The organism is Sphingobium sp. LF-16, from assembly GCF_003711185.1.
Classification (GTDB): Bacteria; Pseudomonadota; Alphaproteobacteria; order Sphingomonadales; family Sphingomonadaceae; genus Sphingobium; species Sphingobium yanoikuyae_A.
Genome location: NZ_CP029335.1, coordinates 2,861,789 through 2,876,197 on the forward strand (window position 1 = coordinate 2,861,789; position 14,409 = coordinate 2,876,197).

Consider the following 14,409-nt stretch of genomic DNA (forward strand, 5'->3'; position numbering starts at 1 on the left):
CGTCAGGCCTCCTGCTTTTTGAGCAGCATGATCGCGATCCCGACGATCAGCGGCGCGGAAATGGCGAGCGGCAGGAAGGAGCCGGCCAGGTCCGAAAAGCCCAGCGCCTTGGCAAAGACGCCGCGGCTGATGGTGAACATGTGGCTGGCAGGATAGATGTCGCCGATGATCCGCGCGCTGCCCTCCATCGAGGAGACGGGGTCGGTCATGCCGCCATAGGTGGTGGCCGGGATCATCGTGCCGATCATCGCCAGGAACATCGCGGCGATCTGGCTGCGCGTCACGGCCGAGGCGAGCAGGCCCATGCCGGTCGCAGTGACGCAATAGATGGCGGCGGCCAGCAGCAGGGTCGGGAAGCTGCCCTTCACCGGCACGCCGAAGATGAAGATCGCCATCAGCACCATCAGGAGGAAGTTGACAAGCGCCAGCACGACATAGGGAAGCTGCTTGCCGAGCAGGAATTCGCTGCGGCTGACCGGCGTCACATAGAGGTTGATGATCGACCCGATCTCCTTTTCGCGCACCACCGCCAGCGCGGTCAGCATCGCCGGCAGCATGAGCAGCAGCAGCGGGATGACGATCGGCACCATCGCCGGCAGGCTCTGCACATCGGGGTTGTAGCGATAGCGGTTCTCGATCGAGAAGCTGCTGCCGACCGCGCTGCCGCGCGCGGCGGCCTGCTGGCTCAGCCAATGCTGATGCAGCCCCTGGATATAGCCCTGCACGGTTTCGGCGCGCTGCGGATTGGCGCCGTCGAACCAGGCGCCGACCGTGACCTGGCGCCCGGCCGCGATATCCCGGCCAAAGCCCGGCGGAATCTCGATCACCAGCGCCAGTTCGCCATCCTTCATACGCCGGTCGAGATCATCATAATCGCGGATCGGCGCATGTTCGACGAAATAGGAGGAGCCGGAAATGTCGAGCGCATAATTCTGGCTGAGGATGCTGTTGTCGCGATCCAGCACGGCATAGTTCAGCTCGTTGATGTCGGTGGTCATGCCGAAGCCGATCACCAGCATCAGGATCAGCGAACCGATCAGCGCGAGCGTCGCACGGACCGGATCGCGCTGCAGTTCCAGCGTCTCGCGCCAGGCATAGGTGAGCGCGCGTTGCGGGCTGAAGCCGCGCCTTATCGTGCCATGTTCCGCCTGGGCCATGTCCTTGAGCGCGCTTTCCTCGTCGGGCGGGCGGGTGTCGCCGCCGGCATCGACCAGATAGCCGATGAAGGCCTGTTCCAGATCAGGGGCGCCGCGCTTCTCGATCAGGCGCGCGGGCGCATCGCTGTCCAGCACATGGCCGGCATGCATCATCGACATGCGATCGCAGCGCATCGCTTCGTTCATGAAATGGGTGGAGATGAAGATCGTGACCTTGTCGCGGCGCGACAGCTCCGCCAGCAATCGCCAGAAGCCGTCGCGCGCCACCGGATCGACGCCGGAGGTCGGCTCGTCCAGGATCAGCAGTTCCGGCTTGTGGACCATCGCCACCGCAAGGCTGAGGCGCTGGCGGATGCCGAGCGGCAGGCTGTCGGGCAGTTCCTCCATCACCGGGCCAAGATCGAACCGATCGGCCATTTCCGCGACGCGGGCGGGAATATCCTCGCGCGCGACATGGAAGAGATGAGCGTGAAATTCCAGATTCTGGCGGACGGTGAGTTCGGTGTAGAGCGAGAAGGCCTGGCTCATATAGCCGACCCGCTTGCGCGTGGACATGTCGTCCGGGTCCACTGCATTGCCGAACAGCCAGGCCTTGCCCTCGGTCGCGGGCAAGAGGCCGGTCAGCATCTTCATGGTGGTCGACTTGCCGCAGCCATTGGACCCCAGAAAGCCGAATATCTCGCCCCGGCGAATGCGGAAGCTGACATGATCGACCGCGGTGAAATCGCCAAAGCGCATGGTCAGGCCCTGCGCCTCGATCGCGATGTCATCCTCGCTGGCTTCGAGCGGCGGGATGATGACCGGCTCATGACCGCGCTTCTTCTCCTCGGGCAGCAGCGCGATGAAGGCTTCCTCCAGCGAACTGGTGCGGGTGCGCGCGAAAATCTCGGCCGGGGTGCCGGTGTCGAGGATCTGCCCGTCATCCATCGCCACCAGCCAGTCGAAACGCTGCGCCTCGTCCATGTAAGCGGTGGCTACGATGACGCTCATCTGCGCCTGGGTCTGGCGAATGTCGTTGATGAGATCCCAGAATTGGGCGCGGGCCAGCGGATCGACGCCGGTGGTCGGCTCGTCCAGGATCAACAGGTCGGGATCATGGATCAGCGCACAGCACAGGCCGAGCTTCTGCTTCATGCCGCCCGACAGCTTGCCCGCCGGCCTGGCAAGGAACGGGTCAAGGCCGGTCGCGCGGGTGAGCGCATCGATCCGCCGTCGCCGCTCCGCCCCGTCATGGCCGAACAGGCGGCCGAAAAACTGCAGATTCTCCTCGACCGACAGGGTGGGATAGAGATTCTTGCCCAGCCCCTGCGGCATATAGGCGATGCGCGGGCAGACATCGCTGCGATGGCGCTTGTCGCGCATGTCGCCGCCCAGCACATGGACATCGCCATCCTGGATGACATGGGCACCGGCGACGAGGGAGAGCAGGCTGGACTTGCCCACGCCATCGGGTCCGATCAGGCCGATCATCCGCCCACCCGGTATGTCGAGATCGATGCCGCGCAGCGCCTGCGTCTTGCCATAATGGAGGCGGACGCCGGACAGGCGGACGACCGGATCGACCGTTGGCGCGCCGATGGGGGCGGGCTGGTTCACTGGACCGCCCGCGATCCTTCGGGAAGGGCGCGGACCGCGAGCGAGGCGGGCCAGGCAACGCCCGGATTGATCCGGACATAGGCCATGCCGGGCAGGCCGGTCTTCACCTGGGCGATATGCTTGCGCAGCAGCGCCGGATCGATCCGGGCTTTGACCCGGAACATCATCTTCTCGCGCTCGCTCTGGGTTTCCACCGTCTTGGGTGTGAACTGGGCGACGTCGGCGACGAAGCTGATCCGCGCCGGGATCGGATAGTCGGGGATGGCATCGAGCACGATCCGCGCCTCGCTGCCGATGGCGACACGGCCGGCGGCGGTGGCAGGCAGGAAGAAGCTGATCGTCACGTCGGACAGGTCGACCAGGCTCAGCACCCGGCCACCGGCCGTCACCACCTCGCCGGGCTGGGCGACGCGATACTGGACGCGGCCGTCGCGTGGCGCGCGCAGGCTGCTGTCGTTGATGTCCGCCTCGATCCGCTGGATGGTGGCACGGCCGGCCTCCGCGCGGGATCGCGATCCGATCACCTGGTTGCGGGCATTGGTGATGGCGACCTCTGCCGAGGCAAGCTGGGCACGGGCCGCCTCCACGGCGGCGGCGGCGCCTTCGGTCTGGGCGGCGTCGTCATCGCGTTCCTGCACTGCGGTCGCGCCTTCGCGGGCCAGGGTTTCGGACCGGGCGAGGCGCTTGCGCGAGGCGTTGAGTTCGGCGATGCGCTGGCGCACCACGGCCTGGGCCGCGGCCTTCTCGCTCTCGCGCTGGGCGACCTGGGTCTGAGCGACGAGGACGGCATTCTGCGCCTCTGCCAGTTGCGCAACGGCCTCGGTCCGCTGTGCGTCCAGCACGTCGACATCCATATGGGCAACGATCTCGCCGGCCTTCACCAGCTGCCCCTCATCCGCGACGATATCCTTGATCCGCCCGGCGGATTTGGAGGCGACGTCGATCTCGGTCGCTTCCAGCCGGCCATTGCCGCCGACAATGCCTTCGGGCAGGCCGGCCGGCTTCAGCAACGTCCAGAGCAGGAAGGCGATGCCGGCCACCGCCGCCACGATCAGCCCCCCTGACGATCCAGCGCTTGCTCATGCTCATGGTTCCCCCTGGTTCCCGGACGGGGCGGCCGCGATGCCGCGATTGACCACAAAGCCGCCGCCCAGGGCGGCATAAAGGCTGACGATGCTGGAGAGTTCCCCCCGGCGAAGCTGGACCAGCGCCTGTTCCGCATCGAACAGGTCGCGCTGGGCATCCAGTACTTCCAGATAGGTGGAGCGGCCATTGTCGAACCGCAACTGGGCGAGGCGCGCGCGTTCCCGCTGGGCATCGACCAGCTGGCGCGTGGTGCCGATCTGCAGGGCGATCTGGCGCCGCCGGACCAGCGCGTCGGACACGTCGCGAAAGGCCGACTGGATCGTCTTTTCATAAGTAGCGACGGCCTCGTCCCGGCGCGCCTGCGCCACGTCCAAATTGCCCTTCAGCCGGCCGGCGTTGAACAGGGGCAGTCGGATCGTCGGCGAAAAGCTCCACACCTCGCTATTGCCGCCGAACAGGCCGTCGAGGTCCGGGCTGGTCGTGCCATAGGCGCCGGTCAGGCTGATATTGGGGAAGAAGGCGGCGCGGGCAGCGCCGATATTGGCATTGGCGGCGCGCAGCTGATGCTCGGCCGCGACGATGTCGGGCCGGTTGGTGAGCAGTTCGGACGGCAGGCCGGCGGGCACCTGATAATCGCCGCCCGGTCCGGCCAGCCGCAACGATCCGGGCGCGATCTCCACCGGCTGGCCGACCAACAGCGCCAGCGCGTTGCGATTGACCGCGCGGTCGAGGTTCAGCACATGCATGGTGGTATCCGCCTGCGCCAGCAGCACCTGGGACTGGGCCAGGTCCAGCTTCGACCCCGACCCCACCTCATAGCGGCGGCGCATGATCCGCAGCGTTTCCTGCCGGGTGGTGATCGACTGCTGGGTAAGGGCGGCACGCTCCTCATATTCGCGCTCCAGCAGATAGCCGAGCGCCACCTGCGCGATCAGGTCGGTCGCGACCGCCCGGCGCGATTCCTCGGACGCCAGAAACTGTTCGCGGGCGGCCTCCTTCAGATTGCGCAGCCGGCCCCAGAAATCGATTTCCCAGCTGGCGCTGAGTTGGGCGGTGATCGATTTCACGTCGACGATCTGGTCGCCGATCACCGGCAGGCTGTAGAAGGCCTGACCGCGCGTGCCCGTCGCCACCACATCGAGCTGGGGATAGAGCGAGGCACCCTCGATCCGCCAGGCGCCGCGCGCCTGCGCCACGCGGGCGGCGGCGATGCGAATGTCGCGATTATTGGCCAGCGCCTGGGCGACCAAGGCGCGCAATTCGGGATCAGGGAAAACCTGCTCCCAGTCGCGCCCGGCCAGCGAGCCGCCTTCGGGCGTCGCTACGGCATAGCTGTCGGGCACCGGCAGGGATGGCTGGACATAATCGGGTACAAAGGAACAACCGGCCAAGTAAAGAGCCAGAAACATCGCCAAAGCTTCAGGGAAAACCCTCCCCAACGAGCCATGATCTATCGCAAAATCGGAATTGCCAAGCGACACCAAGCACCCCTTTTCGAGCAACATGGACCCGTATTCAATCGATATAGCATCGACCGATTTCATCTATTCTCGATTTTGTGAGACATGATGTTTCAAAACACCACAAAGACTCACGAACAACTTATACCTTTAATATATTTGTGTTTATCGACCACAACCAGTATCGTCAATCGCACCTGACCTGACCGCTCGCGCCGTTGCGAGGGGCGCAACGCGACAAGGGACGCAGGATGATCCACAACCGCCGCGCGCAACCACGACGCTTGCCTGCCCCCTGGTCGAGCCTGGCATGGCTGCTGGTTGGCCTGTCGCCTTCTTTTGCGACAAGCGCCCTGGCCGGGGAACCCGTAGAAACCCTGATAGGGCGGATCGCCCTGCCCGATGACCAGAATATGGCGAGCGTGGAGCTGCGCTTCCTCAACATGGGCGCGGCGCCCGCCACCATGCCGCTGCCCGACCGGGTCGAGGCGCTGGTGGAACAGGATGGCGCCGCGCGCCGGCTGTGGCTGCGCCGGGCGCCGGGCGTGCCGGAGACGGTGGAGATTGCGCCGGGCGGCTTTGCCCAGGCGCGCTATCAACTGGCCGCAAGCGACATGGCCGAGGGGACGTTGCTGTCGATCCCGGCCTGGAATTCGCCGCAGGTTGCGCTGCATGGCGCGGCTGCCTCGCGGATGGCGGCCGCTTCGCCGGTGCCTGTCCCACCGCCGCCGCCGCCGCCCGGAACCCCGGTGCCGCCGCCGGTCGCGCCGCCGGCCGATCGCAGCGCCGGCAATGCCTTCATCGGCAATCTGGCGCCCTATGAGCCGATCTATGCGGTCTATGGCCCCGGCACCAATACCGATGCCCGGTTGCAGTTGAGCTTCGAATATCGACTGTTCGGGTCGCGCGATGCCGCGCACCTGCCCAGTTCCTGGCGGGACGGCCTGCATTTCGCCTATACCCAGCGCATGTTCTGGGATCTGGGCGCCAATTCCATGCCCTTCCGCAACATCGATTATCAGCCAGAGATCATCTATGTGACGCCGACCCGGATGCTGAAGAACGGCATGTCGCTGGCGCTGCAGGGCGGGCTTCGGCACGAATCCAACGGCCGGGACGGCGATGCGTCGCGCAGCATCAACAGCTTCTATGTCGCGCCAATGGCGGCCTTCTCGCTGGGCGAGGAACGGCGGCTGCTGGTGGCACCGCGCCTGACCTTCTATGTCGGCGACAAGTCCGACAATCCCGATATCGTCCGCTATCGCGGCCATGCCGGCCTGTTCCTGCAGGTCGGCGATGATGACGGGCTGCGCCTGTCGACCAACAGCCGATTCAATTTCGGATCGGGCAAGGGCGCGATCAACGCCGACCTGTCCTATCCGCTGCCGCGTCTGCTGGGCGGCGGCCCCGATCTCTATTTGTTCGCTCAGGGATTTGCCGGATATGGCGAGAACCTATTGGACTATAATCGTTCCATAACAAGATTGCGGATCGGCTTCGCGCTGGTGCGCTGACCGCCGGGTGGCTTGCCCCCGGCCGCTCGACGCGACTGAAAGGGAAGCCGATGTCCTCTGCCCCGCCCGTTGCCTGGCATGCGCTGCCGCCCGAAGAGGCGCTGGCAACGCTGTCCGTCGAAGCGACCGGGCTGGACCAGCGCGATGCCGAGGCCCGGCTGCGGCGCTATGGTCCCAATGCCCTGCCCGAAGCGCCGCGCCAGCATCCGCTGCTGCGCTTCCTGGCGCATTTCAACAGCGTGCTGATCTATTTCCTGCTGGGTGCGGCGCTGATCGCGCTGCTGCTGAACCATGGCATCGATGCCGCCGTGATCCTGGCTGTGGTGCTGGTGAATGCGGTCGTCGGTTTCATCCAGGAGGGCAAGGCCGAAGAGGCGCTGGGCGCGATCCAGGACATGATCGCGCCGCATGCCATGGTGCTGCGCAGCGGCGAACGGCGCGTCGTGGCGGTGCCCGATCTGGTGCCGGGTGACATCGTGCTGCTGGAAGCGGGCGACCGGGTGCCGGCCGATATCCGGCTGCTGCGCGCCCGCGGCCTGCTGATCGACGAGGCGGCGCTGACCGGCGAATCGGTCGCGGCGGAAAAGCATCAGACGCTGATTGCCGCCGACGCCGGCATCGCCGACCAGAGCAACATGGCCTTTTCCGGCACGCTGGTCGCCGCCGGCCAGGCGACCGGCCTGGTGGTGGAGACCGGCAGCCACACCCAGATCGGCCGGATCAGCGGCATGCTGAAGGCGGTCGAGGTCGGCAAGACGCCGCTGGTGCGGCAGATCGACGATTTCGCCCGGCTGATGACCTGGTCGGTGCTGGCCGGCGCGGTCGTCCTGTTCCTGTTCGCGGTGCTGGCGCGCGGCTTCCACTGGATCGATGCGTTGATCGCCATCGTCGCGCTGTCGGTCGGCGTCGTGCCGGAAGGACTGCCCGCCGTCATCACCATCACGCTGGCGATCGGCGTGCAGCGCATGGCCGCGCGCCAGGCGGTGATCCGGCGCCTGCCGGCGGTCGAGACGCTGGGCGCCACATCGGTGATCTGCACCGACAAGACCGGCACGCTGACGCGCAACGAGATGACCGTGCGTCACCTGCTGCTGCCCGGCGGCGACCTGCATGTCAGCGGATCGGGCTATGCGCCGACGGGCGCCATCAGTGTCGCTGGCGGCGGCGACGATGCGGAGGGGCTGGCCGATGCCGCGCCAATCCTGCGCTGCGGCCTGTTGTGTAACGATGCCCTGCTGCGCCAAGCGGATGACGGCTGGACCGTGCAGGGCGACCCGATGGAGGGGGCACTGGTCGCGCTGGCGATGAAGGCGGGGCTGAGCGCTGACCATGTGCGCGACGAGTGGCCGCGGATCGACGAAATCCCGTTCGACGCCGCCTATCGCTTCATGGCGACGCTGCATCGCGCGCCCGATGGCAGCAGCGCCATCTTCATCAAGGGTGCGCCCGAAGCAGTGCTGGCGATGGCCGGCGCGGATATCGTCGCCTGGGACGCGCGACTGTCGGCCGCGGCCGACCGGGGCGAACGCCTGCTGGGCTTTGCCGTCAAGCGGATCACAGGGGCGCCCGACCGGATCGGCTTCGACGATCTGAAGAACGGGGTCGAGCTGCTGGGGCTGATGGGCTTCATCGATCCGCCACGCGACGAGGCACGCCAGGCGATCGCCCAGTGCCGGTCGGCCGGCATCGCCGTCAAGATGATCACCGGCGACCATGTCGGCACCGCCATCGCCATCGCCCGCCAACTGGCGCTGGACGATGATCCCCAGGCGATGAGCGGCGCCGAGGTCGAGGCGCTGGACGATGCTGCGCTGGCGGCGCGGGTGCGCGATGTCGATGTGTTCGCCCGCTCCTCCCCCGAGCACAAGCTGCGCATCGTCCGCGCGCTCCAGTCGCACGGGCTGGTCGTCGCCATGACCGGCGACGGCGTCAACGATGCGCCGTCGCTGAAACAGGCCGATGTCGGCACGGCGATGGGGATCAAGGGCACGGAGGCCGCCAAGGAAGCGGCCGAGATGGTGCTGCTGGACGATAATTTCGCGTCGATCGTGGCGGCCGTGCGCGAAGGGCGCACCGTCTATGACAATATCCGCAAGGTCATCAGCTGGACGCTGCCGACCAATGGCGGCGAGACGCTGGCGGTGGTGATCGCGATCATTGCCGGCTTTGCCCTGCCGATGACGGCAACGCAGATATTGTGGATCAACCTGGTGCTGACGGTGACGCTGGGGCTGGTACTGGCGTTCGAGCCGACCGAGCCGGGAACGATGGAGCGGCGGCCGCGTGCCGCCGGCGCGCCGCTGCTTTCCCCCTTCCTGCTGTGGCGCATCATGCTGGTATCGGTGCTGATGGGGGCGATGGCGCTGGGGATATTCTTCTATGCCCAGCATGTCGGCCACGACATCGACACCGCCCGGACCATGGTGGTCAACATGCTGATCGTGGGCGAAATATTCTATCTGTTCAATGTGCGCTTCCTGCACATGCGATCGCTGACGCTGCGCGGCGCGATGGGCACGCCGGTCGTGCTGGCGGCTATCGTGGCGGTGGTGATCGCCCAGTTGCTCTTCACCTATGCGCCGTTCATGCCCGATATTTTCGACAGCCGGCCGCTGTCGCTGACCGACGGGCTGATGATCATCGGCCTGGGCGCGGCGATGTTCGCCGTGCTGGAACTCGAAAAGCTGGCCGCCCATCGGCTCGCCTGGTTCGAGGATATCTGACCGCCATTATCCACAGTCCAACAGCCGCAGAAGAAGGAGGAAATGATGCCGACGACCATGCGAGCCGCGATTGCCAGGACGTTCAAGGCGCCGCTGACGATCGAGGAGATAGCGATACCCGAGCCGGGGCCTGGCGAGGTGCTGGTGAAGATCGTCGCCAGTGGCGTATGCCATACCGATCTGCACGCAATCGATGGCGACTGGCCGGTGAAGCCGACCCTGCCGCTGATCCCCGGCCATGAGGGCGTGGGCCATGTCGTGGCACTGGGTGCGGGTGTCACCGACCTGAAGGAAGGCGACGCCGTCGGCATCCCCTGGCTGCACGACGCCTGCCGCGCCTGCGAATATTGCGAGACCGGCTGGGAAACGCTGTGCGAGCGGCAGCATAATACCGGCTACAGCGTCAACGGCACCTATGCCGAATATGCGATTGCCAGCGCGCCCTTTGCCGGCCGCCTGCCCGACAGTGTCGATTTCGTGACGATGGCGCCGATCCTGTGCGCGGGCGTCACCGTCTACAAGGGGCTGAAGGAAACCGAGGCGAAGCCGGGCGAATGGGTGACCATTTCCGGCGTCGGCGGGCTGGGCCATGTCGCCGTGCAATATGCCAAGGCGATGGGCCTGCATGTCGTGGCGCTGGACATTGGCGAGAGCAAGCTGGAGCTGGCCCGGTCGCTGGGCGCCGACCTGGCGCTGGATGCGCGGGCCGACAATGTCGTGGCGGAAGTGCAGAATGCGACCGGCGGTGGCGCCCATGGCGTGCTGGTGACGGCGGTGTCGCCTCCCGCCTTTGCCCAGGCGATCGCCTGCACCCGCCGGCGCGCGACCGTCAGCCTGGTCGGCCTGCCGCCGGGCGATTTCCCGACGCCAATCTTCGACGTGGTGCTCAAGCGCGTGACCGTGCGCGGGTCGATCGTCGGCACGCGGCGCGACCTGGCCGAAGCGATCGCCTTCGCGGTCGAGGGCAAGGTCAAGGCACATGTGACGCCCCGGCCGTTCGACGATGTGAACGCCGTGCTGGACGAATTGCGCGCCGGCAAGGTGGACGGGCGCATCTCGCTCACCCTGTAACGGGCGGGTGACGGCCGGGCGCGGGCGGTGCATGCCGCCCGCGCCGCCGGTCAGCGGCGTGCTTCGAAGATGGAGATGCGGCGCGGCTGGCGCGGCTGCACCGCCTGGCCCAGTTCGCGTTGCAGCATGGCCAGCATCCAGGCGCGGTGCCGGGCCATGAATTCGGGGAAACCCTCTGCCCTGGCCGGGTCGAACACGGGCACCTGCCAGTCGGCCGGCTGATCGAGATAGGGCGGGATCACGTCGCCCGCCGCCTCGGCCGGCAGGTCGACATGGCTGCCCCAGTATCGATTGTCGCGGAAGCGGATAAATTGGGCCGGGGCGAAGCCCGCCTTGATGAGATAATCGGGGCCGGACCGACCGCTTTCGCTGCCATAGCGGGCGGTGCCGGCAACCTTGAAGTCATTTTCGACGATGCGGACATCCTGCGCCCAGCCGTCCCAGTTGGTCGCCACCACCATCTGCACATCCATGCCCTTGCCGACATGGATCACATTCTTCTCCACCAGCACGTCAGAGACATTGCCGGCGAGCTGGAAGATGCGCAGCGCGTCGTTGCGGCTGACATTGTAGCGCGCGACGGTACCGCGATTGCCCAGATTATCCTTGTCGTTGCGGCCGGGCGAGCAGATCAGCAGGAAGCCGCCGGCATTGTCGTGGCTGTAATTGTAGAGCAATGTCGTGCGACGCGAATTGAAGTCGCTGTCAAAGCCCTGCCCGTCATAGCGGGTGCGGGTATAGGCGGCCTCGTTGAGCTGGATCAGACTGTTGTCGGTGCTCCACTGCCAGATGCCGGCATTATAGCCGGGTGCTCGGGCACCGGCATAGCGCACGATATTATGTTCGATCAGGGCGCCGTCGGTGCCGCGCGGGACGATGCCGTCGCCGCCGATATCCTCGACCAGATTGTCGCGGATCACGATCTTTTCGCTGGGGAACCAGTCCTTGGCGCTGATCCGGTCGGCGATGCCGGCAATGCCGGACCGGTCGACCTTCCAGACGATATTGCGTTCGATCACCAGATCCTGAAAGCGGGTCGGCAACTTCTTCCCGGTCGCGCTGAAGACGATGCCGCCATTATCCTTGCGATCATTCACGCCGCGCACGTCGTGAATATACATGTCGCTGATGCGGATACCGCGCGTCACGCCCCGGTCGACCGCGGAGACCAGCACGCCGAAACGCTGGGCCGGGGCGGGATTGTCGTTAGTGACTTCCAGCCCGCTGACGCTGACATATTCGGCGTTGATGACGCCCACGCCATGGGGCGAGACACCGCCGGCGTCGATGCGCGGCCGTGCGCCGGTGCCGAAGGCGGCGACGCTGATCGGCGCGCCGGAGCGGCCCGATCGGGTGATGGTGAGCGGCTCCTGCCAGCGCGATCCGGCCATCAGCAGCACCTGATCGCCCGGCATCAGCGGATAGTCGCGCACCCGCGCCAGGCTGCGCCAGGGTTGGTCGGCGGTGGTGCCGGCGGCGCGATCATTGCCGGTGGCGCTGTTGACATAATAGGTCGTCGCCTGCGCCGCGGATGTCGCACCCGCGGTCAGGACCAGGAAAGGCAGGAAGATTGTCAGCGCCCGGCCATGCCGGCTTTTACCCATGATCATATTGCGCGCCATTCTATCGGTCGCGCGCTGAATGCAAGGTGAAGTCGCCTCAGCCGGGCGTGCGGCAGGCCTGGCGCGGGTCGATTTCCGGTGCCGGGGATGGGGCAGCGGGGAGAGCGATGCCCTGTGCCTGCGCCACCCGTTCGATGATGCCGCCGCCGCCCGGCAGGGCTTCGGCCTGGGCATAGGCCGGGTCGGCCTCCGCCTGTGCCAGCGGAATATAGCGCGCGCCGGCGGCATCGAGCCGGGCCATGACATCGGGCAGGGTGTCCGCGGTCCAGGCGCCGACATGGAGCAGCAGCACATGCGGGATCGGGCGGCCATGGACGCGCTGGGCATTGGCCTTTACCCGCGCGATCGCCTGATCGACCACGGCCAGATAGTGACGCTTCATCGCCGCGATCATGCGATCGTCGCCCTGCGCGCGGCAGCGGGCATAGGCATCGCTATAATCCCAGTCCTCGAAAGCGAGGCTGACGCTGGCGATGCGATAGCCGCGCTGTTTCAGGAAGGCGGCGGCGCCGTCATGGCGGGTCGCATCCTTGCCGCTCGACAGGTTGGGGAAGCGCAGCCAGTGCCAGTCCCCTTTCCCCATATGCTGTTCCAGCGCCGGCTCGCCCGCGATCACATCCGCCTGCCAGGCGTCGAGCGAGGACGCGCCGTCGAGATTCAAATGGCTGTAGCTGTGGTTGGCGAGCGGATAGCCGGCCTGACGCCAGAGCGTCAGCACCGCGTCCGACGCCGGATCCTCCGCCAGCCCACGCGCATTGACGAAGCCATAGGCCTCCGTGACATGATGCGCCTTCAGGGTCGCCAGGAAGCGGCGGGCGATATCGGCGCGGGTGGTGCCGGGCGGCAACTGGCCATGGGCAGGCAGATCATCGACCGTGATCGCGACATCGAACCGGGGCGGATCGCCCGCCTGCGCCGCCGCTGCGCTGCCCAGCAGCAGGCAAAGGGCCATGGCCCGCTTCATCATCTCCGCCTCTCCCGCTGAATGTCCGCAGCGGTCCTAGCCCGGCCGCGCGGATCATTCGAGCAGTTTCAGCACATCCTGTTGCCGGGCATTGGCCTGGGCCAGCATCGCCGTCGCCGCCTGCGACAGGATCTGGCTCTTGGCGAGGGCGGTGGATTCGGTGGAGAAGTCGGCATCCTCGATCCGCGAGCGGGCGTCGGTGAGGTTGACGATATTGGTGTCGAGCTGGCTGGAGATGGATTCCAGCCGGCTCTGCGCCGCGCCCAGATTGACGCGGGCGGTCGATATCTGCGCCAGCGCCGCGTCGATCACCGCCAGCCCCTGCTGCGCGGTCACGCCGATCTGGGCGTAGGATTTATAGTCGGAATCGGTGAAGGCGACATAGCCTTCCGGGTCCATCCAGCCAAATCCGCCAAGATCATTGGTGCGCTCGACGGCGGCCACACCGACATCATAGTCCAAGGTCAAATCGATATTGCTGATTCCCACGAAGCGCATCGTGCCACCAACCCACAGGTCGGTGCCCAGCAGGGTGAAATCGTCGCTGTTGCTGCGCAGGGTCGGCAGGGTGATGGCGACATTGTCCGTCGCATTGGCGCCGGCCTGGACATTGATGACGGTACTGCCGGCGCTGTGCATCAGTTCATCGCGATAATTGTAGGGGCCGTGGATATCGAGCAGATCGCCATCCGCATTATAGTCGCGGGCCGCCGTCCCTTGCGTCGTGTTCGAAAACAGGTTCACGCCGTTGAATTCGCTGTTCTGCAGCAACGCGTTGATCTGGGCGACGGTCTGATCCATTTCGGTCTGGAGCGCGGCGCGATCCTCCGGCCGGTTGACGCCATTGGCCGCCTGGAGCGTCAGTTCGCGCATGCGCTGCAGGCTGTTCTGGACCTCGCCCAATATGCCCTCGGCCGTCTGGGTCAGCGATATGGCGTCGGCCGCGTTGCGCTTGGCCACTTCCATGCCGCGCAGCTGGCTCGTCATGGTCTGGGCGATGGCCATGCCGGCCGCATCATCCTTGGCCGAATTGATCCGCTTGCCGGTCGACAATTTCTCGCTTGCCTGGCCCTGGGCCTTGGTGGCCGCCTCGATCGCCCGCTGCGCGCGCAGCGCCGCGCTGTTGGTTCCGATCACGCTCATGGGATGTCCTCCATCCATGCCAGGCAGGAAGATGCCGGCGTCTGTGGGACCGGGCGACGCGGGTCGCAAAGCG

The 14,409-nt window shown here is 66.4% G+C and carries 8 protein-coding genes and 1 pseudogene; 3 read left to right on the plus strand and 6 right to left on the minus strand.

All coding sequences use genetic code 11. From position 1 onward, the window contains the following. Window positions 1-2 precede the first annotated feature (2 nt). The 3 genes and pseudogenes from rbbA to DIZ22_RS13365 all read right to left on the minus strand — a co-directional run bounded on the left by rbbA (window position 3) and on the right by DIZ22_RS13365 (window position 5,248). On the minus strand, window positions 3-2,753 hold the full coding sequence (gene rbbA / locus DIZ22_RS13355) for a ribosome-associated ATPase/putative transporter RbbA (RefSeq protein WP_240626730.1): 2,751 nt from the start codon (window positions 2,751-2,753) through the stop codon (window positions 3-5). Beyond that, window positions 2,750-3,842, minus strand: a pseudogene (locus tag DIZ22_RS13360) (HlyD family efflux transporter periplasmic adaptor subunit). The gene rbbA and the pseudogene DIZ22_RS13360 overlap by 4 nt, the downstream one beginning before the upstream one ends. Next, the gene (locus tag DIZ22_RS13365) at window positions 3,839-5,248 is read right to left on the minus strand and encodes an efflux transporter outer membrane subunit (protein WP_122928309.1); all 1,410 of its coding nucleotides are present in this window, start codon (window positions 5,246-5,248) and stop codon (window positions 3,839-3,841) included. The pseudogene DIZ22_RS13360 and the gene DIZ22_RS13365 overlap by 4 nt, the downstream one beginning before the upstream one ends. A 302-nt stretch (window positions 5,249-5,550) precedes the next feature. Here DIZ22_RS13365 and DIZ22_RS13370 point away from each other — a divergent pair, with 302 nt between their 5' ends. The 3 genes from DIZ22_RS13370 to DIZ22_RS13380 are packed head-to-tail and all read left to right on the plus strand — an operon-like array spanning window position 5,551 to window position 10,607. Beyond that, window positions 5,551-6,813 (plus strand): phospholipase A, encoded by a 1,263-nt coding sequence (locus DIZ22_RS13370; RefSeq protein WP_122928310.1) that lies wholly within the window; start codon window positions 5,551-5,553, stop codon window positions 6,811-6,813. Window positions 6,814-6,863: 50 nt separating this feature from the next. Continuing rightward, window positions 6,864-9,536 (plus strand): HAD-IC family P-type ATPase, encoded by a 2,673-nt coding sequence (locus tag DIZ22_RS13375; protein ID WP_122928311.1) that lies wholly within the window; start codon window positions 6,864-6,866, stop codon window positions 9,534-9,536. Window positions 9,537-9,581: 45 nt separating this feature from the next. After that, on the plus strand, window positions 9,582-10,607 hold the full coding sequence (locus tag DIZ22_RS13380) for a zinc-dependent alcohol dehydrogenase (RefSeq protein WP_004208408.1): 1,026 nt from the start codon (window positions 9,582-9,584) through the stop codon (window positions 10,605-10,607). A 50-nt stretch (window positions 10,608-10,657) separates the two neighbouring features. Here DIZ22_RS13380 and DIZ22_RS13385 read toward each other — a convergent pair whose 3' ends face one another. Genes DIZ22_RS13385 through DIZ22_RS13395 form a run of 3 tightly spaced genes read right to left on the minus strand, consistent with a single transcriptional unit; the run spans window position 10,658 to window position 14,336 of the window. Then, the gene (locus tag DIZ22_RS13385; protein ID WP_230588548.1) at window positions 10,658-12,217 is read right to left on the minus strand and encodes a right-handed parallel beta-helix repeat-containing protein; all 1,560 of its coding nucleotides are present in this window, start codon (window positions 12,215-12,217) and stop codon (window positions 10,658-10,660) included. Between the two features lie 49 nt (window positions 12,218-12,266). Continuing rightward, on the minus strand, window positions 12,267-13,196 hold the full coding sequence (locus tag DIZ22_RS13390) for a polysaccharide deacetylase family protein (protein ID WP_122928312.1): 930 nt from the start codon (window positions 13,194-13,196) through the stop codon (window positions 12,267-12,269). A gap of 51 nt (window positions 13,197-13,247) precedes the next feature. Further along, the gene (locus tag DIZ22_RS13395; protein ID WP_122928313.1) at window positions 13,248-14,336 is read right to left on the minus strand and encodes a flagellin; all 1,089 of its coding nucleotides are present in this window, start codon (window positions 14,334-14,336) and stop codon (window positions 13,248-13,250) included. Window positions 14,337-14,409: the final 73 nt, after the last annotated feature.